Raw genomic sequence first — 25,363 nt, 5'->3', positions numbered from 1 at the left:
GCCGTGGCAACACGCCGCCAACACCATTTTGTGTTTTGCAGTTCAGGACACAGCTGCGGATCTTGGGTTCAATAGCGGTCAACATCGTTGAGGCTCAGTGCTGCCACGTTTTCTTGCAAACGTCAGCGCGTTCAACGGAACAGCAACAAAGGCTCAGCATGCGTCTTAGCGATCAATTTGGATACGATCTCACCTTGACCAGCCCTGCAGCCGCAGAAGCATGGGACAAGACGGTTCTGGCGTTTCTGGCCCATGGCAAGACAACGCCCGCCCATTTGGAAACCTGCTTGGCCGAAGAGCCCAATTTTGCTCTCGGCCATGCGACACGCGGACTGTTTTGCCTCCTGCTCGGCCGTAAGGAATTGGTTGATACTGCGCGGGAATGCCTATCGATTGCCCGATCGTCTGCTGCAAATAGTTCCGTGACCGAGCGCGAAACCGCGGTGCTTGAAGCGTTGGCTGCCTGGCTCAACGGATTCCCGAGCCGATCCGCAGATCTCCTGGATGCCGCCCTTTCGAAGGCGCCGCGCGATGCGCTGCTCTTGAAACTCGTGCATGCAATCCGGTTTGTGCTCGGCGATGCCACGGGGATGCGGTCCTCAATCGACGGCGTTTTTGATGCCTATGACCCGCAAAATCCTGCATATGGCTACGTTCTTGGATGCCGCGCGTTTTCGCTTGAAGAAACGGGCGAATACCGGCTCGCTGAAGCTGCCGGCCGGCTCGGTCTCGAACACGCCCGCGACGATGCATGGGGACTTCACGCTGTCGCGCATGTTCATGACATGACAGGCCGCACCGAAGAGGGCGCCGGCTGGCTTGAAAACCATCCGGACGGCTGGGCGCACTGCAACAACTTCGGCTATCACGTTTGGTGGCATCTGGCGCTAATGTATCTCGATCAGGGTCAGGCCGATAAAGCCTTGATGCTGTATGACCGCGACATTCGGAAAGACAAAACAGACGACTATCGCGACATTTCGAACGCCGCTTCGCTGCTGGTGCGCCTTGAGCTGGAGGGGATCGACATCGGCAGCCGCTGGGATGAGCTGGCGCTGATTTCCGACAAACGCGCCGAAGATGGCTGCAACGTTTTTGCGGACTTGCATTATTTGATGGCCCTGTTGAACGGGGGCCGCCGCATGGGCGCCGACCGGCTCATCGCTGGTCTCAAGCAGCGCGCTGACCAGGAAACCGACATCGGGCACGTATCATCGGAAGCTGGTCTACCCGCAGGGCTCGGCCTGGAACAATACCGAAAAGGCAACTACGCCTCAGCGTTTACACTGCTCACATCCGCCAGAAGCAACATGCCCCGGATTGGCGGGTCGCACGCCCAGCGCGATGTTTTTGAGCGGATAACAATTGATGCCGCCTTACGTGCCGGATTGTCTGTAGAAGCTGAGACCCTTATCAAGGACCGGTCCCGCAAACGCGGTGCGCTCGACCGGTTCGCGGAACAACGCCTTGAAACTTGCCAGAAAATGCGGCGCGCAGAAAAGGTGATGCAGGCCGACAGTCTGCGTGCAACGAACAGCTACTGACGGTTCGCCGGTGATCCGGCGGACGATTTCATTTACACTTCCCATGTGACAAACGTGACTTCCCAGCCTCATACCAAACGCCCCCGGGACCCACGGCTCGACTTTTTCCGCGGGATAGGGATGTTCATCATCTATATCGCCCATGTTCCCTGGAACTGGTGGACGCTCTGGATTCCGGCGCGATTCGGCTTTTCCGATGCGACCGAAATGTTCGTATTCTGCTCCGGGATGGCCTCGGCTCTCGCGTTTGGCAAGATCTTCGATATCCACGGCTTGGGGATCGGCGCTGCCCGCATTCTTCACAGGATGTGGCAAGTCTATTGGGCGCATATAGGCCAGTTTCTGGTGATTGCGGTTGGCTTGGTGATGGTACACGAAAGCGGCTACCTGGAGAGCTGCTGCGGCCTCACTCAGGATTATGTCGTCTCGCTGAACCTGTGGCATCTGTTCAACAATACCGCTGTCGCATTGCCCGGCATTCTGACACTCACCTGGGTGCCGAACTACTTCGATATCCTGCCCATGTACATCGTGATCCTGGCGCTCATCCCGGTGATCATGCTGGCGTCGCGGATTTCGGTGAAGGCTGCATTTGCTGTATCGATCAGTCTTTGGCTGGCATCACAGTTTGATTTTCTGAGTCTGCCTGCTGAACCCTGGTCAGAACGGGATTGGTTCTTCAACCCATTTGCCTGGCAACTTCTGTTCTTTACTGGATTTGCGTTCATGCGCGGCTGGATACCGGCCCCTCCAGTGAATGCAAAGCTGCTGATCCTATGCACGGTGATTGTACTGGCAACGGTGCCCTTCGCGTATTTCCGCGTATATGGCGAAGCGCACCTTAACTGGGTGTGGGCGCGGGAAGTCCGTGAATTCATCAAGCCGCTCTGGATCAAGACCGAATTCGGTGTGCTGCGGTACATTCATTTCCTAGCACTTGCCTATCTTGCCTGGGCGGCGGCCGGCGAACATGGCAAATATCTTCTGGGTCATGGCAAACTTTGGGGCGGATTTGTGCGGGTCGTCCAAAAAGTCGGACAGCAGTCCCTCGCCGTCTTCATGGCTAGCCTCGTCGTCGCTCAAGCAGCTGCAATCCTGCGCGATATGGTCTGGGGCCGGGGCGAATGGATCCCCCAGATCCTTTCCAATCTCCTTGGATTTGCGGCCCTCATCGCCGTCGCCTATGTGGTGTCCTGGTATAAGAGCGAGCCCTGGCGCAAACCTCCGGGAAAGGCGACACTCCAACCAGAGTTTACGCGCCGGCCAAACCAGCCTGCGGCTACCGGAGACGGGCCTCATAAGGCGAAGGATTCGGACAAGGTGCTCAACTGAAAAGAAAAACCCGGAAGCAAGCTCCCGGGTTTTTCTTGATCAGGACGTGACGCCCAACAGGCCTCAGTTCAACGAGACCATTTCGAGTTCCTGCTCAAAAGCATTGGCAAGTGCCGCAGCGCGGCTGTCAGCCAAGAGGATCGGCGTTCCATCTGCATTGAGGAGCGCATAAAGCGTCATGTCATCCTCTAATGGCGGAACATCCGGGAACATCTCTTTCAAGTCTCCGGCTGTCACCGGCTTGATGTAAGCCACATCACCGGTACCAAGTTCGCTCAGTTCGTCCACTGTCATAACTTCGGCGATGTCGTTTTCGTCAGCCCAGAAAGGTGAATTCGTGTTGTGCATCAGTGTTTCTCCATTTTGGTTTTGTAGCGAGGGTCATTCACCGCTGGAGATTTCTATTTTTCTTATGACACGTTCCGGTTCCGGTCGTGCCAAGTCGATGGACAGCAAGCCATCTTTCAAGTCCGCACCGAGTATCTCGATCCCCTCGGCGAGAACAAACGCCCGTTGAAACTGACGGGCGGCGATACCGCGATGGAGATACTGACGTGTCTTGTCGTCAATCTGCCGGCCACGGATAACGAGCTGGCTTTCTTCCACCGAGACATCAAGCTGATCACGGGTAAACCCGGCCACAGCCAACGTAATTCTAATCACATCGCCCTGGCTGTCGGTTTTCGGCAACCGTTCAATGTTGTAGGGCGGATAGCCGTCATTCGCGGCCTTAGACACACGATCAAGCACACGCTCGATATCATCAAACCCGAGCATAAACGGGCTGGAAAACGCTGACATGCGCGACATCCTCAAAGTCCTTGTCGAAGCGACCTTGCATCCGGGCCCTTTTCGTAAGGCACCCGGACAGGAGCATCTTGCTCCCTTCACTATTAAATATGGAGACATGTTAAAATTGATTCAAGGATGCCGCCGAAATCGGAGGTTTTTGCGCTGTTTTCCAAAGGCCATACACAAGCTGACGGCACAGTGAAGCAACCCTGAAGGCACCAAGTCCAAAATCCGCCATCGCAACAACTGGCACGCAATCATGTGGCGATTGCCCCCCTAATTGCCAAGGCCGATACCGCTTGTCCCTGCCTGTCATCCTTAAAACAACACGAATCCTTGTTCTGATTTCGCTTTTTCGCCCTTCATTGATGCGCTATCACTTGCTCCGCATTTATTTTTTCCTCTCAGTGACAGTCAGTTCTCATGAACCGGAATGAATTTGACGCCTATTGCAAGGCTTTGCCTGCAACCACGAACGTCGTCCAGTGGGGCAATGCGTCCGTCTGGAAGGTTGGCGGCAAGATTTTCGCCATTTGCTCCGGCTGGGGCGAAGGCACCCACGAGAAATTCAGCTTCAAGTGTTCGGACATTTCCTATTCCCTGTTGATCCAACAGGACGGCGTCATTCCCGCCCCGTATCTTGCGCGGGCCAAGTGGGTTCAGCGAGAAGACGACAGCAGTATTTCGGACGATGATCTGAAAGCATACATTTCGGTAGCTCACGAAATCGTAGCGCGTAAGCTCTCCAAAAAACTCCAGAAAGATCTTGGCCTTGCAGATTGATGTCGCCGCCAAGTGGCGGTCTCTCGGCCTTCTCATGATTGCCGAGATTGCAGCCATGAGCCTTTGGTTCATGTCTGCAGCCATCTTGCCGGATTTGACCCGCGAATACCCGATTTCCGAGTTCCGGCAGGCCGCTCTATCAAGTGCGGTACAAATCGGCTTTGTTGTCGGGGCGCTTACCTCAGCCCTTTTGGGACTTGCCGACCGCATTGATCCCCGCCGGTTTTTTGCGTTCTGCGCGATTACCGCCGCTCTTTTTAACGCCAGCCTGCTTGTCTCCGAACCAGGTGGAGCTGTTTCCATCTTGGCCCGGTTTGCCACAGGAGCCTTGCTCGCAGGCGTTTATCCCGTGGGTATGAAAATCGCTGTTGGCTGGGGTCAAAAGGACCGCGGGTTTCTGGTGGGAACCCTCGTCGGCGCCCTCACCTTCGGATCTGCAGCACCGCACCTCTTGGCGCTCCTTGGGGGAACCGACTGGCGCTGGAGCCTGACGGTTGCCTCGATCGCTTCGGCACTCGGCGGGTTATTGTGCCTTGCGAGCACGCTTGGGCCGTTTCATGGCACAGCCTCGAAGATGGACATTAAGGCTGTGTTTTCTGCCTGGACGAACCGCAAGATCCGGTACGCTTACCTCGGCTATCTCGGTCACATGTGGGAGCTCTACGCGATGTGGGCCTGGATAGGGATCGCGCTGACCGTTTCCTTTTCTGCGCATATGGCGGCCGACGATGCAGTTTCGCTTGCGCGTTTGATCGCTTTTCTTGCGATCGCAGCGGGCGGTGTCGCCTGCATTGCCGCTGGTGTTCTTGCAGACAAGGTCGGAAAGGCCAACATCGCGATCCTTGCGATGGCAGTCAGTGGAACGGCTGCTGTTTTAAGCGCCATCACCTTTGGCGGCCCAGTCTGGCTGACAATCCTCTGCGTCTTGATCTGGGGCGCGGCCATTTTGCCTGATTCCGCACAGTTCTCAGCCCTCGTCGCGGATTTTGCACCTGCCGAACAGGCCGGAAGCCTGATGACCTTCCAGACCGCACTTGGCTTTGCGTTGACTTTCCTGACTGTCCAGGTCACGCCCATGCTTGCGAACGGTATTGGTTGGCCCGCAGTTTTTGGGATCATGGCAATCGGACCGGCGATTGGCATTGCCGGTATGTTGAGACTGAAACGACTCGCACCGGAAAGTTGAGCTTTTCCTCACAACACGGCCTGTGCCGCGTCTCTCACTTCGTAGGCAACAGACGGAGTGTAACGCATGGACACGACAGGTGGACGGGGCATCGACGTTTCCCATTACCAAGGGACGGTAAATTGGGCAGGTGTTGCTGCGGACGGAACTGAGTTTGCCATGATCAAGGCCAGTGAAGGAGAGAGTTCACCGGATCCGATGTTCTTGTCGAATTGGGCAGGGTGCAAGAACAACAGCGTAAAGTGCGGCGCTTACCACTACTTCCTTCCAACAGACTGTTTCTTGAAACAGGCAGACCTTTTGATCCAGCAGTTGAGATCCGCGGGCTATGATCCAACCTCCGATTTGCCGCCGGCGATAGACTGTGAGGATATGGAAGGTGTCTCTGCTTCCACATACATCTATGCTTTAAAAGAGCTTCTCCAAAGCCTGAAGACGCAACTCAAGTGTACCCCGATGATCTATGTCTCCCCGGCGTTTTGGCAGGGGTTGGGCAGTCCCGACTTCTCCGATTATCCGTTGTGGGTCGCGAATTACACAACGGCGAGTGCGCCCGAGATTCCCTCCCCTTGGAAAACCTATGCCATCTGGCAGTACTCGGACGACGGCACGGTGGGTGGCATTGCAGGGGATGTCGATCTCGATCTCAGCAATCCAGGGGCTGGTGTTTCACCGGAACCAAAACTGAATTGGTTCTAGAGACCTGATTGGAACCGTCAGCCGTCTGGCATTTGAAGATCGAACTCTTGATACCCAAAATCCTGACCGTTGATACGCAAGCTCACGGCCTGTGTGCCGCCGTAGTAGGTCCGTGTCGTGATCGGTCGGATCGGATGAAAACGGGAAAGCCTATGAACGGTGCCGGGGTCCAATGTGGCTTTCGTCCACTTGAATACTTTCGGCGCCAGTTTGCCGTTGGCCTTTCGAAAGTGCAGGACGTAATCAATAATCAGATCCTGAGACCTCATTGCTGTCGATTTCAACGCAGCCGAAAATGACAATGAACTGCCGAAGCGGACCTTCGCCGTTTCAATGCTCAAGTCTGCGAGATGAATTTCTGGCGCGTTGAGACCAAAAGCGCGCAAGGCCGGTTCATAGCCGCTTTTGATCAAAGACCGGCAGGCATGCCGAACTAACTTCCCCCGCTGCGGCGTTGCATCTTTGAGCCAATTAGCCGCCATGTCGCTCACCAAGGCCGGGTGATCCTTTGCAATGTCATTCAAATGGTTTGCGACAGAGCGGCGCACATACTCTTCCGGGTCGTCTTTCAAGGCCTCCAGAAACGGCAAGGTCGGTGTTGGATCCTCGATCAGCTGATTGAGGCGCATGCCCCAGGGCAACCGCGGACGTGTGCCTTCAGAGACCAGACGCCTGACATGCACGTTGGGATCCTCTGTCCAAGGTGTCATGATGGAGAGCGCTCTTTCCTGGTCTTTTGCCAAAAAGGGCCGGACATCGAATTCGGCAGTCGCCCGCTTGGTCATTTCCTTCATGAGATCGAACGAAGCGTCAAAGTCATTCAGGCCGGTGTCAGAAACAATCATACCCAGCGGCATCATGCCCCAGCCGCAGATCCCGTTCTCGTCGCTGTCCCGATCGACCACGCCCTCCGGATCGGAATGAAGAAGCGAGCGCAAGATCGAAAACCGGCTCTCGAGCGCGTCAGGCAAATGCTTGGTGGTGACATCTGCAATGAGCCGGGCTCTTTGCTTCAGTTCAAGTTGCTGCAGTTGGCCCAGAATTTCCCTTTCAAAGGCCGTTTTTTGAAACCCAACAATGGTCCGGTCAAGATGGTTGGCCAGACACTGAACAAACTCCGGTGAGATTTTGTTTTTGAAGGGTTCCAAGTGCAGCTCCTGTTCTTCTGAGGAGCCTACATCGCATGATTGCCTGTGATTGTTCCAGCCGACACTCCAGCGCTCCTGACAAGCACCGTCAGGAGTGCACTTTTCTGGTTCATTCGCCGCCAGATGGTGATCGCTCAAAGGTTTCAGCCCGCACGCGCTGTTATCCTTACCATCATCCATTTACACAATAACAATTCCGGTCTGGCTCACTTATGTTTGGTAACAAAGCAGCAGGTTGCGCAAACTGAACCAGCTGAAAAGCTTCAACACTCGAGATGGCGTTTATCTCTCGCCAAGCACAGAACCATGTCGGCCAATTTTGAATTTTTGCCAGTCTCAATCCTGAAGGCCGCGTTCCTGGCTTTGTCAGTTTTGATCACCTCTGTTTCGGTGACCGGAATAGCGCAGGCCGACCCCATTACAATCTTCACGACCGAGCTGGACGGACACCACCAACCGGATGCGCGTGGCCGGTATGATCAGATTGTTTTGTCCGCGGCCCGGCAGCAAAACCTGCAAGTAGACTTCCGCTTCATGCCGCCGGCCCGCGCGATCCTCCAGTTCTCCAGATGTGAAGACTGCTGCGTCAGTCCTTGCAATCAAGACCCCGAGATCAGCCATTGCCCCGGCGCTACACTTTCGGATGTGTGGGACAAAGTGGAGCTTCACGCCTTTTCACTCAGACCTGACGCTCCAGATCTCGCAATCGACAATCTCAAAACTCTTGATGTCGGGGCTATTCAGGGAATGCCGCTGGGGACCAGGGTCGAAACCAACCTGACTGATATTCGGCGGGTCGACACACCCCGCGCAGCGGTCAACATGCTGACACTTGGCAGACTTGATGTGTTTTTGGGGTGGATACCTGAAACACTTGTCTACTTTAGGGTCAACGACATACCTGTGCCGAACTACGACGCAAAGAACCCTTTGAAAAGCGTCCCGATCGGTATTGCCTGTAAGGGATCGCAATCCCTTCGGCTCATTGACGCCGTCAACACTTACCTGCGCCAGGCGCCGCAGACCTCCGGGACCGAACCAATCAGTTCCTCAAATCCGGACGGGTAGAAAACCTGACATTCATTTGTCGTGCCGTGCTACCGGAACCTCGACAGCAACGGAGTGCCAAATAAAAAACCACCCCGATTGCTCGGGGTGGTTTACTCGAGGCAGGCCGACCCTCGTATTGCCGCCTGCCTCAAAAACGATTCGATTTAGTCGATCCGTTTGCCGGTCTCAGCGTCAAAGAAATGAACGTTTTCCGGAGATGCCGCGAGATACATGGTCTCGCCCGGTTCATGACGCGCATGGCTGGAGACGCGGATCACGATTTCCGGTCCGCCATCTTCGAAGCTCGCATAGACATAGCTTTCGGCGCCAACCGGCTCCAACACGTTTACTTTGACTTCAAGTCCAATGCCGTCACCGGAATGCGGACCTTCTACAACGGTGAGATGCTCCGGACGGATACCGATCTTGTAGGCGTCCTTGCCCTTGGTGTTCGCGCCCGAAAGACCGGAACCCGCTTTCAAGGCCAAACCTGATCCGTTTGCTGCAACGTCCAAGAGGTTCATTGCGGGCGAGCCAATGAAGCTCGCCACAAATGTGGACGCAGGCTTGTCATAAACGTCGATCGGAGCTCCGATCTGTTCGATGTTGCCACCGTTCAACACCACCAGCCGATCCGCCAAAGTCATGGCTTCGAGCTGGTCGTGGGTCACATAGACGCTGGTGGTGCCGAGCGACCGCTGCAGACGCTTGATTTCAACACGCATCTGGACACGCAACTTGGCGTCCAGATTGGAAAGCGGCTCGTCAAACAGGAAAGCGGCCGGTTCGCGGACAATCGCCCGACCCATGGCCACGCGCTGACGCTGGCCGCCTGACAGCGCCCGCGGTTTGCGATCCAGATAGTCGCCGATCTCAAGGATCCGTGCGGCTTCCTTTACCCGGCGGTCGATTTCCGCCTTGTCCATGCCCCGGTTCTTCAAGCCGTAGGCAAGGTTGTTGTAGACCGACATGTGCGGATAGAGCGCATAGTTCTGGAACACCATGGCAATGTCACGGTCGGCCGGATCGACATTGTTGACCAGCCGATCGCCAATCTTGATTTCACCGGTGGTGATGTCCTCAAGACCGGCAACCATGCGCAACAAAGTGGACTTGCCGCAGCCGGACGGACCGACAAGCACGATGAACTCGCCATCGGCTATGTCGATGGAAACGCCCTTAACCGCTTCCACATTGCCCGCATAGACCTTGCGGACAGTGTCGAGAGTAATCGTTGACATTCAAAACCTCACTTATCGCTCTCGACGAGCCCTTTGACGAACCAGCTCTGGAAAACCACCACGATGAGAACGGGCGGCACGATTGCCAGAATGGCAAGCGCCATCGCCTCATTCAGCGCCGGGATCTGTGCGCCAACCCAGACCTGCATGATCTGTTTGATGCCGCGAACCAGCGTGAACAGGGATTCTTCGGTGGTGATCAGGGTCGGCCAGAGATACTGGTTCCAGCCATATACGAACATGATGATGAAGATGGCCGCGATCATTGTTTGTGACAGCGGCACAAGGATATCCTTGAAGAACTTCCAGGGACCTGCGCCATCGATCCGGGCCGCCTCCAAAAGCTCGTCGGGGACGGACATGAAGAACTGACGGAAGAAGAAGGTGCCGGTCGCAGATGCGATCAACGGAACAATCAGGCCGGTGTACGTGTTCACCAGACCCAGCGACTGAACAATCTCGTAAGACGGCAAGATGCGCACTTCCAGAGGAAGCAGCAGCGTCGCGAAAATGATCCAGAAGCAGAAAGTTGCCATTGGAAACCGGAAGTAGACGATCGCATAGGCCGCGATCATCGATATGATGATCTTGCCGATGGCAAAGCCGAACCCAAGGATCATCGAGTTCATCAGCATGACAAACCCGTCAACTTCCTTGGTAAACCCGCCGGCACGGAACAGAACCGTCTCGTAGTTCTCCAGGAACTTATCGCCGGGAAGGAACTGTATGCCTTCCTTGTAAATGGTGATCGCGTCGTGCGTGCTGGTCATGAACGCCAAGGCAACAGGCGTTACCATGAAGAAGACACCCAAGAGCAGGATCACGTGATCCAGAATTTGAACTTTTCTCATCTCTCGCCCCTCAGGTGTAGTGAACGCGGCGTTCGATCAGCCTGAACTGAACGACGGTAAGTATGAAAACCAGCACCATAAGAATGACCGACTGCGCGGACGATCCGCCAAGGTCGTTGCCCCGGAAACCATCAAGGAAGACCTTGTAGACGAGGGTTACAGGGTTGTTGCCCGGCTCCTGTTTCACGATGATGTCGACAATACCGAACGTGTCGAAGAACGCGTAGGTGATGTTGATGATCAACAGGAAGAACCCGGTCGGCGCGAGCAGCGGGAACGTGACGGTCCAGAACCGGCGGAAGCTGGACCGGCAGTCAATGCTGGCGGCCTCTTGAACCGACTTGGAAATCCCTTGAAGGCCAGACAGGAAGAAGATGAAGTTGACCGGAACTTGTTTCCAGACCGCTGTTACGGTCATAGCAAAGCTCGTATCGAAGTAGTCGACCCCGATCTGCATTTCCCAACCGAAAAGCGCAAAAAACTCCACGATTGGTCCCACGTGCTGGTCGAACAGCATCACGCCGATCAGACCCGCAACCGGAGGCGCAACCGCATACACCCACATCAGAAGCGTCTTATACGAGGAGCCTCCCCGCAAGACCTTGTCGGCCTTCACGGCTAGAAGCAACGCGATTCCGAGGGAGAGGAAGGTTACAAAGAAGGTAAAGACAGCCGTGAAACGCGCCACACGGCCATAATCCGTTGAGGTTACGGTATCGACGAAATTGTCGAAGCCGACAAATGTTGCGCCGAAGCCAAAGGGGTCTTCCAAATAGAAGGAAGACTGCACGGCTTCTGCGGCCGGCCAGAGGAAGAAGACTGTTACGATTACCAGCTGCGGTAAAAGCAGCATATAGGGAACCCATCCAGTCTGAAATTGAACTTTTTTCATCACGTCACCGCAACGGAGAAAGCGGGTCTCCAGAAATCTGTCGACCCGCCATCAGCCCTAAAGAACGGGGACGCGTGTTCTGCGTCCCCGCATAGTTTCGTCAGCCTTAGTTGCTGGTAGTCTTGGCGAAACGCTCAAGAAGCTTGTTGCCGTCAGCTTCAATGTTCTTGAAAGCGTCTTCAACAGTGGTTTCACCGGCAAGGATCCGACCGTATTCACGGTTCATGATGTCGCGGATCTGGACGTAGAAGCCCATGCGGTAGCCTTTGGTCCACTCACCACCTGGGAGGGTCAACTGCTTGATACCAACTTCAGCGGCCGGGTTGCGGTCGTAGTGACCGTCTTTCTTGGCGAGGTCGTATGCAGCATTTGTGATCGGCACATAACCGGTTTCACGGTGCCACATGTACTGGACTTCCGGTGAAGTCAGGTACTCGAAGAAGGAAGCAACACACTTGTTTTCTTCTTCCGGCTTGCCGGCCATTGCGAAAAGAGCGCCGCCGCCGATGAACGTGCCGGTGCCTGCGCCTTCAACTGCATCCCAGTAAGGCAGGTATGTCGCGGAGAACGGGAACTCAACGGTCTTCTGGATACCACCGAAAGAGCCCGAAGAACCGAGCCACATGGCGACTTTGCCTTCGTTGAACGGTGTCTGGTTGTCGCCCCAGCCTGTGCCGTAATAACCGAAAAGACCATCGTCGAGCCAGCCTTTGACAGCGGTGAAGTGGTTCTTGATCGGCTCACCGAACACCAGTTGAGTACCTTCAGCACCATCAAAACCGTTGTTGTTCGTTGCGAACTGCAGGTTATGGCGGGACTTGAAGTTCTCTGTGAAGATCCACGGCAGGTGAGACTGAGCGAGCGGCACGTAGCCAGCTTCTTTCAGCTTCGGTGCGATTTCCTGGAATTCTTCCCAAGTCTTCGGAGCTTCAACACCGGCTTTTTCGAGAGCTTCTTCGTTCACGTACAGGATCGGCGTGGACGAGTTGAACGGCATGCCGATCATCTTGCCTTCGCTGTCTGCGTAGAAGTTACGGACGCCTTCGATGTAGTCTTCGCTGTTGAACTCAACACCGGCGTTTTCCAGGATGTCCTGTGCCGGAACGACAGCACCCTTAGCGCCGATGATCGTTGCTGCACCAGCGTCGAACACCTGCAGGATGTTCGGCTGCTCACCTGCGCGGAACGCGGCGATGCCGGAGGTCAAGGTCTCTTCATAAGTGCCCTTGAAGACCGGAGTGATCTGACAAGCTTCCTGAGAAGCGTTGTAGTTTTCACCGATTTGGTTGACCACTTCACCGAGATGGCCGCCATGGGCAAACCACCAGGAGATTTCGGTCGCCGCGTAAGACGCGGAAGAGGTACCCAGAAGGGCCGCAGCAGCTACGAGGCTGGCGACTGTCTTACGGTAAGCCATATTGTTTGCTCCCATCTAGCAGGGCTGGCCGCCCTGATCAGCAGTTGGTTTGTCATGGCGCTGACGGCTTCTTCAACGCCAAAAGGATAACGCCTGCGTTTCGTATTGTTTTCATATGAACGTTATATGACGCTCATATGAACATTAAACGACGGCTTGAGACCTGCTGCAAGAGGGAAGTGCTCAGAAACGACAATTCTTGCGACGCCTAAGCTTTCGGTTGTATTGATCAAAAACCACGCCTCATGGCGTAGTAATGGAAAGCGGCGCCTCCCCGCAGAGGTCTCGCCGTTTCAAGCCGTCAGATTTTCTGCGCAAATATAGGGAGTTATACGTAGATTGCCGAAGACCTTAGTTAGGGGCTTCGAAACAATTGCGATCTCAACAGCCCGCTGTTGAGCAACCACGCTACTGTTGCAGGGACTGCTGATTTATTTGCTGGCAAACGACTGAATCAACCGACATCACAAAGAGTTTGATTTCAGTCGCCATCAGACGATCAGATGAACTGAAGAGCAATCGCGGCAACCACGATGTACCGGACCGTTTTCGCAATCGCCACCAACAAAAAGAATCGCCACAGGGGCTCTCTGAACACACCAGCGACGAGCGTTACCGGGTCTCCAACAAGAGGCGCCCAACTGATCAACAAACTCCAGTAGCCATACTTCTCATACCAGTGCTGCGCTTTAGCATACCATTTCGACGCCTTCCCGGAATGCTCTGCGGGACGGGCAAACCGGATCAGTCCCAGACCGATGGCCCAATTCACAACCGATCCAAGGGTGTTACCAACACTGGCAACTGCAATCAGAGCCACCAGGTCTTCCGGGTAGTTGGTCACCAGATAGACGAGCCCCAACTCCGATTGAGCCGGAAAAAACGTTGCAGCAAGAAAAGAAGATAGGAACAGCGCAATCATCGTGCGCCGCGATATAAGCCACTTCGCTTCAGAAGCAACCGTTCAACGGGGTCAAGTAGTATCATATGGAAGAGAAGATGGTGGAGCCTAGGGGAATCGAACCCCTGACCTCTTCGCTGCCAGCGAAGCGCTCTCCCAGCTGAGCTAAGGCCCCATTTATGTCCGGAAACGTTGGGATCGCTCCGGCTGATGGAGGCGGAACATAGTCGCACCTCCTGGTAAGATCAAGCGGAAATTTGAATGATTTCAGCCCGCCCTTGTGGAAAAGGCCGGGAGCGCAAAAAACACTTCCCGGCCAATCACTTAACGATCAGGATCGTCGTCTACTTCAACCCGGATACCGGGAACAGCTTCATCGTCTTCATCGTCTTCATCGATAAAGACGTCATCATCGGCGCTGTCGTCGTCTTCGAGTTCAACATCATCGCCATCGATGTCCGGCACATCATCATCGCCGCCTTCGGCTTCCGCGTCGGCTTCTTCCAGCGTTACGATTTCCGGAGCTGCTGCATCGTCTTCGTCTTCATCGTCTTCCGGCTTTTCTTCAACCTTGGCGGCTTTCGCCGCGCGAGAGGTCATCACAGCCTCGAAGATCGTCCCGCATTTCGGGCAGGTAATCGGATCACGGTTAAGATCGTAATATTTGGCGCCGCAGCCCGGGCACAGCCGCTTTGTGCCAAGTTCAGGTTTTGCCACTGTGCTCACCCTTCATAGCTTGGATGGTCGATTTGGAAATTTGAGTTCGCCGCCCTTAGCGCTAACTCAGGGCCGATGTCAAAGCCAAATCGCCGTTTTTTCTATTCGGTTCCACTTTTCTGCACGATGCGTGGCAAATTTCAAGCAGGCTCACCGCATCCGTACACATAAAGGATTGTTATCTGGCGCTAATGGATGACGCAGCCGCCCTTGCGTGATAGGACGTGGCACCTTTTGACAACCTAACAAGCTTGCGGACAAACATAATGTCACACACTTCCGCACCTGTTCCGCTCACTTCAGCAGCAGGCAGCCCGCTGAAAGGCACCATTCGCGTGCCGGGCGACAAATCCATCTCCCACCGGTCCTTGATGTTTGGCGCCCTTGCCGTTGGCCGCACCACAGTTCAAGGCCTTTTGGAATCTGAAGACGTTCTTGCCACCGCCGATGCCATGCGGGCCGTCGGTGCCAAGATCGAAAAACAGGACGACGGCTCCTACACCGTCGACGGGATCGGTCTCGGCAGCCTTATGGAGCCAGAAGGCGTTATTGATTTCGGCAATGCCGGGACTGGCGTGCGCCTGACGATGGGCATTTTCGGAAGCCACAACATTGCAGCGACCTTTGTTGGCGATGCGTCTCTCTCAAAACGTCCGATGGGGCGTGTTCTTGATCCGCTTCGTGAGATGGGGACGAACGTAATTGCCCGCGATGGCGATCGCCTCCCAGCCTCGATCCGCGGTGCGGAACAAGCTCTGCCGATTACATACCGCGTTCCAATGCCTTCAGCTCAGGTGAAATCCGCTGTGCTTCTAGCCGGTCTCAATGCGCCAGGCGTCACAACGGTCATTGAACCGATTGCAACACGGGATCACACGGAAAAAATGCTGAAGGGCTTCGGCGCAGACATTTCCGTGTCTTTGAATGAAGCCGGAGAGCGGGTAATCAAGCTCACCGGGCAGCCTGAACTGAAGCCACAGGACATCGATGTTCCGGCTGATCCGTCATCCGCCGCATTCCCGATTGTTGCCGCTTTGATCGTACCGGGCTCTGATGTCACGATCGAGAATGTCATGCTGAATGAACACCGCACCGGCATCATCACAACGCTGATCGAAATGGGCGGTGATATCGAGCTCCTCAACAAGCGCAGCGCTGGCGGCGAAGAGGTCGCCGATATCCGCGTCAAGCACAGCCTGCTGAAGGGAATTACAGTTCCTGCCAAACGCGCACCGTCCATGATCGATGAGTATCCGGTTTTGGCAATTGCTGCTGCGTTTGCTGAAGGCGACACCTTCATGCTAGGTCTTGAGGAGCTGCGTGTAAAGGAATCCGACCGGCTTGCAGCTGTTGCCCGTGGCTTGGAGGCCAACGGCATACCTTGCGTTGAAACCGAAGACACTTTGACTGTCACTGGCGGTGCTGCCGATATCGGCGGCGGCACAGTTGTCACGCATCTAGACCATCGGATCGCCATGTCGTTCCTGATCCTCGGTATTGCAGCACATAAACCTGTGACGGTGGATGACGGCGCGGTGATTGCGACCAGTTTCCCGACCTTCACGTCGTTGTTTGAAGAGCTTGGCGCAAAGATCTCTGCAAACTCTAGTGAGGCCGCATGATTATTGCAATCGACGGTCCGGCCGCCTCAGGAAAGGGCACCCTTGCACGGCGGCTCGCCGAACATTTCGAGCTGCGCCATCTGGATACGGGCCTGACGTACCGGGCCGTGGCTGCCGCACTCTTGGCGAAGGGGTTGCCTCTGGGGGATGAGAGTGTTGCGATTGAAATCGCGCAACATCTCGATCTTGCTCAGATGGACAAGTCGGTTCTGTCCGCTCATGAAATCGGCGAAGCAGCATCCCGGATAGCCGTCCTCGGTGGCTTGCGGGAGGAGTTGGTCAACCTGCAGCGCAAGTTTGCCGAAACTCCTCCGGGGGCCGTTCTGGACGGTCGGGATATCGGCACGGTCGTCTGCCCAAATGCAACCGTAAAGCTGTTTGTCACGGCCAGCCCGGAAGCAAGGGCGCGGCGCCGGACACACGAAATGATCTCCAAAGGCAATGAGGCAAATTATGCCTCAGTCCTGGACGATCTGAAGCGCCGCGACGAACGGGATAGCCAAAGAACCGTGGCTCCGATGAAACAAGCGGACGATGCGGTCTTGCTTGATACGACGGAAATGGATATAGAAGCAGCGTTCAAAGCGGCTGTGGACATCGTTTCCAAAGCTGCATAGGCATCAGATGATGCGGGGCTCACTCCAGAGTGTGCCCCTTTTTGCGCATCTAGGCCGGAACCCGCCCTCAGGGCCTTTTGTTCAGAAATGGACACAAATTTTCGGCAGGTCACGCGTGTGGTCTGTGACGAGACCGGATTTTCTGTTTCTCGCCCCGCCGGCCCGCTTGATTAAAGCGGAAGAACCAGACGAAACGTCGGTTCCGGAAGGCAGAAACTCCGGAGTGCAACACCAACCCGCCGGCGGCGCGCCAAAAGGCGCTAGGAGTATCTATGTCTGATTTTAATCCCTCCATGGAAGACTTTGCGGCTCTTCTCGAAGAGTCCTTCGTCCAGAACGACCTTTACGAAGGTGCTGTTGTCAAAGGCACCGTCGTTGCTATCGAAAAAGACCTGGCCGTTATCGACGTTGGTCTGAAAGTTGAAGGCCGCGTGCCGCTGAAGGAATTCGGTGCCAAAGGCCGTGATGGCGAAATGAACGTCGGCGACGAAGTCGAAGTTTACCTGGAGCGTGTCGAAAACGCCCTCGGCGAAGCTGTTCTGTCGCGCGAAAAAGCGCGCCGCGAAGAGAGCTGGGTTCGCCTGGAAGTGGCTTTCGAAGCCAACGAAAAAGTCAACGGCCAGATCTTCAACCAGGTCAAAGGCGGCTTCACCGTCGATCTGGATGGCGCTGTTGCCTTCCTGCCGCGTTCGCAAGTGGACATCCGTCCGGTGCGCGACGTCACTCCGCTGATGCACACACCGCAGCCGTTCCAGATCCTGAAGATGGACAAGCGCCGCGGCAACATCGTTGTGTCCCGCCGGGTCGTTCTGGAAGAAACCCGTGCCGAGCAGCGTTCGGAACTGGTCCAGAGCCTGGAAGAAGGTCACACAGTCGAGGGTGTCGTCAAGAACATCACCGACTACGGTGCGTTCGTCGATCTCGGCGGCATCGATGGCCTGCTGCACGTCACCGACATTGCGTGGCGCCGCATCAACCATCCGTCCGAAGTGCTCACGATCGGTCAGACCGTCAAGGTTCAGATCATCCGCGTCAACCAGGACACACACCGCATCAGCCTTGGCATGAAGCAGCTTGAAGCTGATCCGTGGGATGGCATCGAAGCCAAATACCCGATCGAAGCCAAGTTCAACGGCCGCGTGACCAACATCACCGACTACGGTGCATTCGTCGAACTGGAGCCGGGCATCGAAGGCCTGATCCACGTTTCCGAAATGTCCTGGACCAAGAAGAACGTCCATCCGGGCAAGATCGTTTCCACTTCTCAGGAAGTCGAAGTGATGATCCTGGAAGTCGATCCGGTCAAGCGCCGCATCTCTCTCGGCCTCAAGCAGACCCTGCAGAACCCGTGGGATGCCTTCGCTGAGCAGTTCCCGATCAACACCGAAGTTGAAGGCGAAGTGAAGAACAAGACCGAATTCGGTCTCTTCATCGGTCTCGACGGCGACGTTGACGGCATGGTTCACCTGTCCGATCTCGACTGGAACCGTCCGGGCGAGCAGGTCATCGAAGAGTACAAGAAGGGCGACATGGTCAAGGCCATCGTTCTTGACGTTGACGTTGAGAAAGAGCGCATCTCTCTCGGCATCAAGCAGCTCTCTGGCGACCCGATGGAATCCGGTGCTGCTGGCGAAATCCGCAAGAACTCGATTGTCACTTGTGAAGTCATCGAGATCAAAGACGGTGGCCTGGACGTGAAGATTGCAGACAGTGACCTGACTGCATTCGTTCGCCGCGCTGACCTTTCCCGTGACCGGGATGAGCAGCGTCCGGAGAAATTCTCTGTCGGCGACAAGTTCGATGCACGCATCACCCAGTTCGACAAGAAGACCCGCCGCGTTTCCGCCTCCATCAAGGCGCTGGAAATCGCAGAAGAGAAGGAAGCTGTCGCACAGTACGGTTCTTCCGACTCCGGCGCGTCCCTCGGCGACATCCTGGGTGCTGCTTTGAAGCAGCAGGGTGACGACTAAGTTACCTGCTTCTTTCCCAGAAGCTAAAAACGCGAAAGCCCGGCAGCGATGCCGGGCTTTTTGTTTTGGTTCGTGTGGTCAGCCGAAGAAACGCCTGACCAGCACAAATCATTGAACGATCGTCAGACGACCATCCTTCTTTGCGCCGGACTCCGGGCCAACGGTTCCAGTCTTGCGAATGTGGGAGATCACTTCGTTCCGGTAAACGAGGCCAGTGTGCTCAAACGGCAGCTGACGCACGTCAAAGCTCGCAATATTGCCCGGAACATCCGCACCGATCGGCTTGCCGTTCCAGGTTTCACCGAAGGCGCCCAGAGCAATATAGGTGTTAAAAGCGACTCGGAAGGTTTTGTCCAACTGCTCATCCAACGGCTTGCCCTGGACCGTGATATCAACAGCCCGCGCATCCGCTGCCGTCGCTCCAAGTGCGATCTTGTAGCGCAGATCCTTAGAGAAATGCAGGAAGCCGCGCGACACAAAGCCCTTCATATCAACGTCTTCCGCTTCTTCAGGGCGCAGAAGACGCTTGGCATTGTTGTCGAGCATTTCCTTCAGCTGAGCCCCGGTCATGGTCGCAACATGCACCGCATCCGCATACGGCATGACGTCATACCAGCCTCTGAAGGTCAGATCGCCCTCGGCGATGCCGGCTGACAATCCGGTTGCATTGAAGATTGCAAGATCCACAGGGCCACCAGGGAAGGACCCGGACGCCTCAACCAGCGCATCGTTCATGTAGTTCGCAAGCGCAACTTCACCGACATACCGGTCAGCAAACGTTTCTTCCGAGGTCAGGCCCTTATCGTCAGACACTCGTCCAATGACTTCCGCCAGTTTGGTATCCAGCGCCTTGATCATCGGAGCGATATGCGCTTTCTCGAATGCTTGATCGTAGTCTTCAGGCTGTTCGAGAGAGGCAAACTTAGGATCGTCTGCGGCGACACGCTGGTCGCGCTTCTTGGTCGGGTGCAGACCAACGGACGTGAACCATCCTTTACGTCCTTGATCCGCCGCGATCGACATGGCGACATCGCCCAGAAACTTGCCGTGGGCATTGGCCTGGGTGATCAGGACGCCGTTGACGACATTGTCGGTGTTGATGCCAGTTTCGTTCAGCGTTGTGTGGGAATGACCGCCAATCAGGACCACCGGCTTGTCGGTCAGCGGACCAACAGCATCCGCAATTGCAAAGTCGCCTTCGCCGATTGTGCGGGATGTTGCAGCTTTACCGCTCTTGTGCTGATCGCCGCCATAACCGCAATGCGACAGCACAACGATGACATCACACACCTCGGAGAGTGCAGGGGTCAGGTTGCGGGCGGCATCCACCGGGCTGGCAACGGCAAGATCCGGATCGTCCGGCTGGCCAACGCGGGTGTCAACCGCTGTCGTCAGACCAATGAAACCCACCCGAAGGCCTTTCACTTCGGCAATGGCCGCGGCCACGTAGTCTTCGTCACGCGCTATATGCTTCGAGCCATGAATGTTGGCTGACAGGACCGGGAAGTCGGCATCGGTATCGATACCCAACTTCAGAAGTTCCGCACCCCGGTCAAATTCGTGATTGCCAAGGACGGCGATGTCGACACCGGCGGCGGAATTCGCCCGGTAACCCGCATCGGCAACAAACTCCTCCGGGGCCCAGCCCATCAGTTCATCAAAGATGGAACCGGTGTGATCGTCGCCGGCAGACACGAAAAGAACGATCTCGTCCTCTTTTGCCGCGCCGCGGATGTCTTTGACCATCTTCACGATTTGCGAGAACCGGTGTGTGTCTCCGCGCTTGCCGTGCATCTCTGTCAGATGATTGTGCATGTCGTTGAAGTGAAGAACCCGGAGCACGCGCCGCTCGCCGTCTTCAAGCGTTGGCATCGGGACAGGATTGCCCTCTTCGGTCACGATCGTCCGGATAGGCCCTGAAAGCGGATCGCCTTTCAAAAGAAACAAGCGCTCGAATTCCCCGGTCGGGTTTGGCTGAGCTGGAACCATGGCGAGTTCACCAGGCCCAGCCTTGGCATGGGCACGGAAGGAAACAATGGACGGGACTAGCGTCGTGCCAGCAACGACAGCCCCAGTTTTCAAAAATGAACGGCGCGACAGCCCAGATGAAACCGGGTTCGACATAACAACCTCCTTGGCCGGATCGGCAGAATGGATTGGAAAGGACGCGTGTCCTCTTCCACGGCCAAGTGTCAGCAAAATGAATAGCCTGATAAGGATCTTTGGTGTGTCGGCGCGGTCAATTCCGGCCATCGTCACGCGATGCAAAAACTGACGCAGCGTTTCCCGAGACTATCGGAAAAACAGGACCTTACGGGCTTTTGTTGGAGGCTAAGACTTCTGTGCTTCAGCCACTTCCACCTGTGTCTGCTCAAGTGTTTCTTCCATGAAGAAATAAAAGAGAATGAGGCCGATCACGGCAATTCCGGCGAGAAAGCCGAACGCAACGGAGTAGCTTGTGAACTGAACCACATATTCCGCCGCAATGTTGCTAAGGCTTGCTCCGATGCCGACCAGCATCGCCAACACACCCTGGGCGAGGTTAAAGCGCCCTGACCCGTTCGTGATGTCTGCAAGGATCAGTAGAAAGAGAATCGCAAATATGCCGTTTGCAACGCCATCCAGTGCTTGGACGGCGACGAGCGCATACGCACTATCGAATTGGCTGAAAAGCAGACCACGGATGGGCAGAACAAGAAACGCTATTAGAAATAACGGTTTGCGCCCCCACACATCTGCTTTCTTGCCACAAAACAAAGCCATGACGATCATGACCAGCTGCGCCGCGATCACACACGCCGCGGTAAAAGCAATTCCATGTTCCGCATCGCTCTGCGCCGAGAGTTTTTGGCTAACTAGGGGCAACATTGCAGCGTTCGCGAAATGAAACAGAAAGATACAGGCCGCAAACACCACAAGGCGGCGATCTTCAAAAAGGCTCAGTATGCTCTCCGGTTTTGCATCGCCGGAGACTTCCTCATCGATGCCCCCTCGTGCCAGATCATGGTCAATCGAGTGCCGGTCGATCATCAGGGCGCAGATAATCATCCCGAACGCCATGGCTGCCACGAGCCAGAAGACCCCCAGCGCTGACCATGTCAAAGCAAGAATAAGCGCCAATGCGGCGGCGATCATATTGCCCGCATGGTTCCAGGCCTGATTGGAACTCATCTGCCTGGTGAAATGCGCATGTCCGACGATGCCGAGTGTCAAAGCAGCCATCAATGGACCGAGGAAGGCTGATGCCGACCCGATCAGTATCTGCGCGACGTAAACGGCTGCTGTGTCGTTGAACGCAAGGATCGAAAGGGTACTCACGGCGATTGCGAGCGCACACCCAATCAACAGCGTCCGTTTCCAAGTCACAGTATCGATGATGGCGCCTGCCGGAGCTTGCATTGCCACTGTGGCGAGGCTGCCGGCCGCAAGGGCCATGCCGATCGCGCCTGGCGACCAATGCTGAAGTGTAAGGAGGTAGATTGCCAGATATGGGCCAATCCCGCCGACAACGTCGCCCGCAAAAAAATTGACACCCAGCAGCGGACGATTCAGTTGCATCGACTTTGTCTCCAACAAGCCCTTGAACCGTAGTACACCCGCGCGCAAGATAAAAAGTAAATTCGAACTAATTATTCAGCGGCCATTCGGAGATCCACTGGGAATGTCATTTAGCTTAGCCGTATCAATTGCTGTTTTTATAGCGATTGCGATCAGACAGTGGCTTCCTGAGTGGATAAAGATCTGGCAGATCATGAGCGCTGGTGCGGTTGCTGTTTTAATCACCGGGAACCTGGCGGCCACAGAAGCTTTCAATGCAATCGACTGGAATGTAATTGCGTATTTGTTCGGAGTTTTCGCGATCTCTCACGCATTGTTCGCGTCCGGGATCTCTGAGAAGGTCAGCAACAAGATCTGCACGCCCGGCAGGTCAATCCCGCTAATACTGATACCCTTTATCTTGTTTGTGACCGCCATCTCGGCGGTTCTGACCAATGATGCTGCGGCGGCAATTGGCACGCCGATCGCCATCGCGATTGCTGCACGGCTTCAGATCAAAGCCTCCCTCCCGCTGATCGCTCTGTGCGTTACAGTCACCGTCGGCAGCATGTTCTCGCCTGTCGGCAACCCGCAAAATCTGCTGATAGTTGCTGATGGACACTTCGATAACCCGGTTGGAACGTTTCTGATATGGCTGGGACCTCCAGCAATCGTATCCTTGGCCTTCACTCTGCTCTGGTTTTGGTATCGGCTGAAGAAGGAAGAGACCGGAGAGGCACCAGAGGCGGTCACGCCAGAAGATGTGACCGTTCACCCGGCACCGGCACTCATTTCCACAACCTTGCTGTCGGTACTTGTCATCCTGGACAGTGTTGCTGGTGGAGCAAGCTGGTTTCCTGACCTGCCGCTGGGTTTGATCAGCCTGATCGCTGCAATCCCCTTGTTTGTTTTGTCTTCAAACCGTGTGCAGATCCTCAAGGAGGTTGATTGGCACACGCTGATCTTTTTCGTGGCCATGTTCATCGTGACCGGAGCTGTTTTAAAGTCCGGCGTACTGCAGGAATGGCTGAGCCCCTGGCGCCACCAACTGGGTGATCCGCTCTTGCTCAGCTCTATTGCTTTTTGGGGTAGCCAGCTTTTTTCGAATGTTCCTTTGGTCGAGATTTATCTCAACCTGCTGGAAAAACACGATGTCGCAGTGTTGATGTTGCTGTCCGGTATCTCCACACTTGCGGGAAATCTGTTCATCATTAGCGCAGCCAGCAATGTCATAATCATTCAGCAGGCAGAAAAACACGGCATAAAACCATTCCAGTTCTGGCAATTCACGGCGACGGTTATACCCGTGACTATTGTCTCGCTCATAGTCTGTTATGGCTGGGTTGCATTGATGCGCGTATTTCTAAACGGTGAAAGTTAGCCGGGCACTGTGTGTTGCAAACACGCCTGACCTTTACTCCGGACGCTGCGATGCCTAGGTTTGGTGCCAAGAGACGAGCACCTGCAGCAGACTGCGGCCTCAAAACCCACCCCAAGACAGAATTGCGATACGCCTCATGACCGAAGCCAAACAAGGCGATACGGTGCAACTTCACTACAAGGGAACTCTGGACGACGGTTCCGTTTTTGACAGTTCAGAAGGCCGCGAGCCACTCGAATTCACCGTTGGTTCCGGCCAGATCATTACGGGGCTCGATCGCGAGATCCCGGGCATGAAGGTCGGTGACGAAAAAACCGTCACGATCGCAGCCGAAGATGCTTACGGGCCACACAATCCGGATGCTCAGCAGACAGTGCCGCGGACGCAAATCCCGGAAAATGTTCCGCTGGAAGTCGGAATGCAGCTTCAAGGCCAGACCGCTGACGGCCAGGTGATGAGTGTTGTGGTCGTGTCATTTGACGACGACAATGTTGTGCTGGATGCCAACCATCCGCTTGCTGGCAAAAACCTCACATTCGCGATCCAGCTGACGGGCATCAATTGAGATCAGGCGGTAAATTCGCCTTATTCAACCCCTACGTATTGATCCAGTGTTTGCAATTTGGGTGCCTCGGGCCTAGGGTCCGAGCCACTTGAATTGTGATGATAAATTTGGAGTTTTTCGCGCAATGGCGATGGATGTCGATGCATTGGTTGATCGCAGGCGTTTGCGGCGGAAGGTGACATTCTGGCGGGTGGCAACGTTTCTTGTCGCCGCCTTGGTTCTGATCGGCGGCCTGGCGTATTTTGCAGGCGCTGCGAACATGTCGAAACGGTCTGCCCACATCGCGCGCATCCCGATAGAAGGCATGATCCTGGAGAACCGTAAAACTCTGGAGATGCTGGAGAAGATCGGTAAATCCGACGCTGTGAAGGGCGTGATTGTCTCGATTAATTCTCCCGGCGGCAGCACAACCGGCGGCGAAGCGATCTACAACGCCTTACGCAAACTCTCGGAGAAAAAGCCCGTTGTTGCCGAAATGCGGACAATCGGGACCTCCGCAGGGTACCTGATCGCAATGTCTGCTGATCATATTGTCGCCCGGTACAACACCATCACCGGCTCGATCGGTGTCCTCTTCCAATTCGGAAACTTTGAAAAGCTGCTGGAAACGGTCGGTGTTTCCATGGAAGCGGTCAAAAGCGCGCCACTCAAAGCCGAACCTGACTTCTATTCCCCTGCGACACCGGAAGCCAAAGCGATGTTGCAGGCAATGGTGACCGATTCCTACAATTGGTTTGTCGACATTCTCGCTGAGCGCCGAGACCTGGACAAATCGAAAGCCCTTGAACTTGCCGACGGCCGTGTTTTGTTGGGTCAACGAGCCCTTCAGGAGAAGCTCGTAGACGCCATTGGCGGTGAGGAAACGGCGGTATCCTGGCTCGAAACGGAAAAAGGCGTTGCCAAAGACCTTCCGGTCATCACCTGGACAACAACAGAGAGCATCGAAGAACTGCCATTTGCCTCCCGGGTCTCCCGGGAAGTCGGCAAAGGCTTCGGTTTGGCTGTCTTGGAGCCACTAAATGAGGCTAAAGGGCTGATTTCTCGGGACCTTATGCTTGACGGGCTCGTGTCGGTTTGGCAGGCTCCAGTAGCGGCAGACAAAAAACCGTAATCGAGGG

General features: G+C 55.3%; 22 protein-coding genes, 1 tRNA gene and 1 pseudogene. 12 read left to right on the top strand and 12 right to left on the bottom strand.

Annotated features, from left to right (window positions below; translation table 11 throughout):
* Nucleotides 1–158: 158 nt before the first annotated feature.
* Together ACVDG4_RS18135 and ACVDG4_RS18130 are read left to right on the top strand one after the other, a co-directional pair.
* Complete coding sequence (locus ACVDG4_RS18135) at nt 159–1,544, top strand: tetratricopeptide repeat protein (protein WP_447236139.1); 1,386 nt, start codon at nt 159–161, stop codon at nt 1,542–1,544.
* Between the two features lie 54 nt (nt 1,545–1,598).
* The gene (locus ACVDG4_RS18130) at nt 1,599–2,876 is read left to right on the top strand and encodes an OpgC family protein (RefSeq protein WP_447236138.1); all 1,278 of its coding nucleotides are present in this window, start codon (nt 1,599–1,601) and stop codon (nt 2,874–2,876) included.
* Nucleotides 2,877–2,939: 63 nt separating this feature from the next.
* On the opposite strand, the gene ACVDG4_RS18125 is transcribed toward ACVDG4_RS18130, so the two are convergent.
* Together ACVDG4_RS18125 and ACVDG4_RS18120 are read right to left on the bottom strand one after the other, a co-directional pair.
* Complete coding sequence (locus ACVDG4_RS18125; protein WP_428528890.1) at nt 2,940–3,224, bottom strand: BQ00720 family protein; 285 nt, start codon at nt 3,222–3,224, stop codon at nt 2,940–2,942.
* Nucleotides 3,225–3,257: 33 nt separating this feature from the next.
* Nucleotides 3,258–3,686: an Hsp20 family protein gene (locus ACVDG4_RS18120; RefSeq protein ID WP_133949054.1), complete on the bottom strand. Its 429-nt coding sequence runs from the start codon at nt 3,684–3,686 to the stop codon at nt 3,258–3,260.
* A gap of 405 nt (nt 3,687–4,091) precedes the next feature.
* Here ACVDG4_RS18120 and ACVDG4_RS18115 point away from each other — a divergent pair, with 405 nt between their 5' ends.
* The 3 genes from ACVDG4_RS18115 to ACVDG4_RS18105 all read left to right on the top strand — a co-directional run bounded on the left by ACVDG4_RS18115 (nt 4,092) and on the right by ACVDG4_RS18105 (nt 6,336).
* Entirely contained in the window at nt 4,092–4,451 is a 360-nt protein-coding gene (locus tag ACVDG4_RS18115) for an MmcQ/YjbR family DNA-binding protein (protein ID WP_447236137.1), read from the top strand.
* Nucleotides 4,435–5,637, top strand: a complete 1,203-nt coding sequence (locus ACVDG4_RS18110; RefSeq protein WP_447236136.1) for an MFS transporter — start codon at nt 4,435–4,437, stop codon at nt 5,635–5,637. Before ACVDG4_RS18115 ends, ACVDG4_RS18110 begins: the two co-directional genes overlap by 17 nt.
* Nucleotides 5,638–5,703: 66 nt before the next feature.
* A complete protein-coding gene (locus ACVDG4_RS18105; protein WP_447236135.1) occupies nt 5,704–6,336 on the top strand; it encodes a glycoside hydrolase family 25 protein in 633 nt (210 codons plus the stop codon).
* A 17-nt stretch (nt 6,337–6,353) separates the two neighbouring features.
* Here the strand turns inward: ACVDG4_RS18105 and ACVDG4_RS18100 are convergent, their stop codons facing one another.
* On the bottom strand, nt 6,354–7,484 hold the full coding sequence (locus ACVDG4_RS18100) for a DNA alkylation repair protein (RefSeq protein ID WP_447236134.1): 1,131 nt from the start codon (nt 7,482–7,484) through the stop codon (nt 6,354–6,356).
* A 306-nt stretch (nt 7,485–7,790) separates the two neighbouring features.
* Here ACVDG4_RS18100 and ACVDG4_RS18095 point away from each other — a divergent pair, with 306 nt between their 5' ends.
* Complete coding sequence (locus tag ACVDG4_RS18095; protein WP_447236133.1) at nt 7,791–8,552, top strand: transporter substrate-binding domain-containing protein; 762 nt, start codon at nt 7,791–7,793, stop codon at nt 8,550–8,552.
* Nucleotides 8,553–8,698: 146 nt separating this feature from the next.
* On the opposite strand, the gene ACVDG4_RS18090 is transcribed toward ACVDG4_RS18095, so the two are convergent.
* The 7 genes from ACVDG4_RS18090 to ACVDG4_RS18060 all read right to left on the bottom strand — a co-directional run bounded on the left by ACVDG4_RS18090 (nt 8,699) and on the right by ACVDG4_RS18060 (nt 14,553).
* Nucleotides 8,699–9,775 (bottom strand): sn-glycerol-3-phosphate import ATP-binding protein UgpC, encoded by a 1,077-nt coding sequence (locus tag ACVDG4_RS18090; protein ID WP_447236132.1) that lies wholly within the window; start codon nt 9,773–9,775, stop codon nt 8,699–8,701.
* Nucleotides 9,776–9,783: 8 nt separating this feature from the next.
* A complete protein-coding gene (ugpE, locus tag ACVDG4_RS18085) occupies nt 9,784–10,626 on the bottom strand; it encodes a sn-glycerol-3-phosphate ABC transporter permease UgpE (protein WP_008188752.1) in 843 nt (280 codons plus the stop codon).
* Between the two features lie 10 nt (nt 10,627–10,636).
* A complete protein-coding gene (locus ACVDG4_RS18080) occupies nt 10,637–11,518 on the bottom strand; it encodes an ABC transporter permease subunit (RefSeq protein WP_133949068.1) in 882 nt (293 codons plus the stop codon).
* A gap of 106 nt (nt 11,519–11,624) precedes the next feature.
* Nucleotides 11,625–12,935: an extracellular solute-binding protein gene (locus ACVDG4_RS18075; RefSeq protein ID WP_447236131.1), complete on the bottom strand. Its 1,311-nt coding sequence runs from the start codon at nt 12,933–12,935 to the stop codon at nt 11,625–11,627.
* 499 nt (nt 12,936–13,434) lie between these two features.
* Nucleotides 13,435–13,857 carry a YqaA family protein gene (locus ACVDG4_RS18070; protein WP_133949072.1) on the bottom strand — a complete coding sequence of 141 codons (423 nt, stop codon included), beginning with the start codon at nt 13,855–13,857 and terminating at the stop codon, nt 13,435–13,437.
* 78 nt (nt 13,858–13,935) lie between these two features.
* A tRNA-Ala gene (locus tag ACVDG4_RS18065) sits at nt 13,936–14,011 on the bottom strand.
* 149 nt (nt 14,012–14,160) lie between these two features.
* Nucleotides 14,161–14,553 (bottom strand): TIGR02300 family protein, encoded by a 393-nt coding sequence (locus tag ACVDG4_RS18060; RefSeq protein WP_133949074.1) that lies wholly within the window; start codon nt 14,551–14,553, stop codon nt 14,161–14,163.
* Between the two features lie 266 nt (nt 14,554–14,819).
* Here ACVDG4_RS18060 and aroA point away from each other — a divergent pair, with 266 nt between their 5' ends.
* From aroA to rpsA, 3 genes and pseudogenes are all read left to right on the top strand, one after another.
* Entirely contained in the window at nt 14,820–16,175 is a 1,356-nt protein-coding gene (aroA, locus tag ACVDG4_RS18055) for a 3-phosphoshikimate 1-carboxyvinyltransferase (protein WP_447236130.1), read from the top strand.
* Nucleotides 16,172–16,792 (top strand): (d)CMP kinase, encoded by a 621-nt coding sequence (cmk, locus tag ACVDG4_RS18050; protein WP_306148109.1) that lies wholly within the window; start codon nt 16,172–16,174, stop codon nt 16,790–16,792. Before aroA ends, cmk begins: the two co-directional genes overlap by 4 nt.
* Nucleotides 16,793–17,049: 257 nt before the next feature.
* Nucleotides 17,050–18,762: pseudogene (gene rpsA / locus ACVDG4_RS18045) on the top strand (30S ribosomal protein S1); the annotation flags it as partial.
* A gap of 108 nt (nt 18,763–18,870) precedes the next feature.
* Here rpsA and ACVDG4_RS18040 read toward each other — a convergent pair.
* Nucleotides 18,871–20,886 (bottom strand): bifunctional metallophosphatase/5'-nucleotidase, encoded by a 2,016-nt coding sequence (locus ACVDG4_RS18040; protein WP_447236129.1) that lies wholly within the window; start codon nt 20,884–20,886, stop codon nt 18,871–18,873.
* Between the two features lie 207 nt (nt 20,887–21,093).
* A complete protein-coding gene (locus ACVDG4_RS18035; RefSeq protein WP_447236128.1) occupies nt 21,094–22,320 on the bottom strand; it encodes an MFS transporter in 1,227 nt (408 codons plus the stop codon).
* A 22-nt stretch (nt 22,321–22,342) separates the two neighbouring features.
* On the opposite strand from ACVDG4_RS18035, the gene ACVDG4_RS18030 reads away from it, so the two are divergent.
* The 3 genes from ACVDG4_RS18030 to sppA all read left to right on the top strand — a co-directional run bounded on the left by ACVDG4_RS18030 (nt 22,343) and on the right by sppA (nt 25,356).
* Nucleotides 22,343–23,680 (top strand): ArsB/NhaD family transporter, encoded by a 1,338-nt coding sequence (locus ACVDG4_RS18030; RefSeq protein ID WP_447236127.1) that lies wholly within the window; start codon nt 22,343–22,345, stop codon nt 23,678–23,680.
* A gap of 136 nt (nt 23,681–23,816) precedes the next feature.
* Nucleotides 23,817–24,245, top strand: coding sequence for an FKBP-type peptidyl-prolyl cis-trans isomerase (locus ACVDG4_RS18025; RefSeq protein WP_409685711.1), 429 nt, complete (start codon nt 23,817–23,819; stop codon nt 24,243–24,245).
* Between the two features lie 124 nt (nt 24,246–24,369).
* Nucleotides 24,370–25,356: a signal peptide peptidase SppA gene (gene sppA / locus ACVDG4_RS18020; RefSeq protein ID WP_447236126.1), complete on the top strand. Its 987-nt coding sequence runs from the start codon at nt 24,370–24,372 to the stop codon at nt 25,354–25,356.
* Nucleotides 25,357–25,363 lie beyond the last annotated feature (7 nt).

Source organism: Roseibium sp. MB-4 (assembly GCF_053005265.1).
The sequence above is the reverse complement of the archived record's forward strand: the minus strand, read 5'-3'. Positions and strand labels throughout refer to the sequence as shown.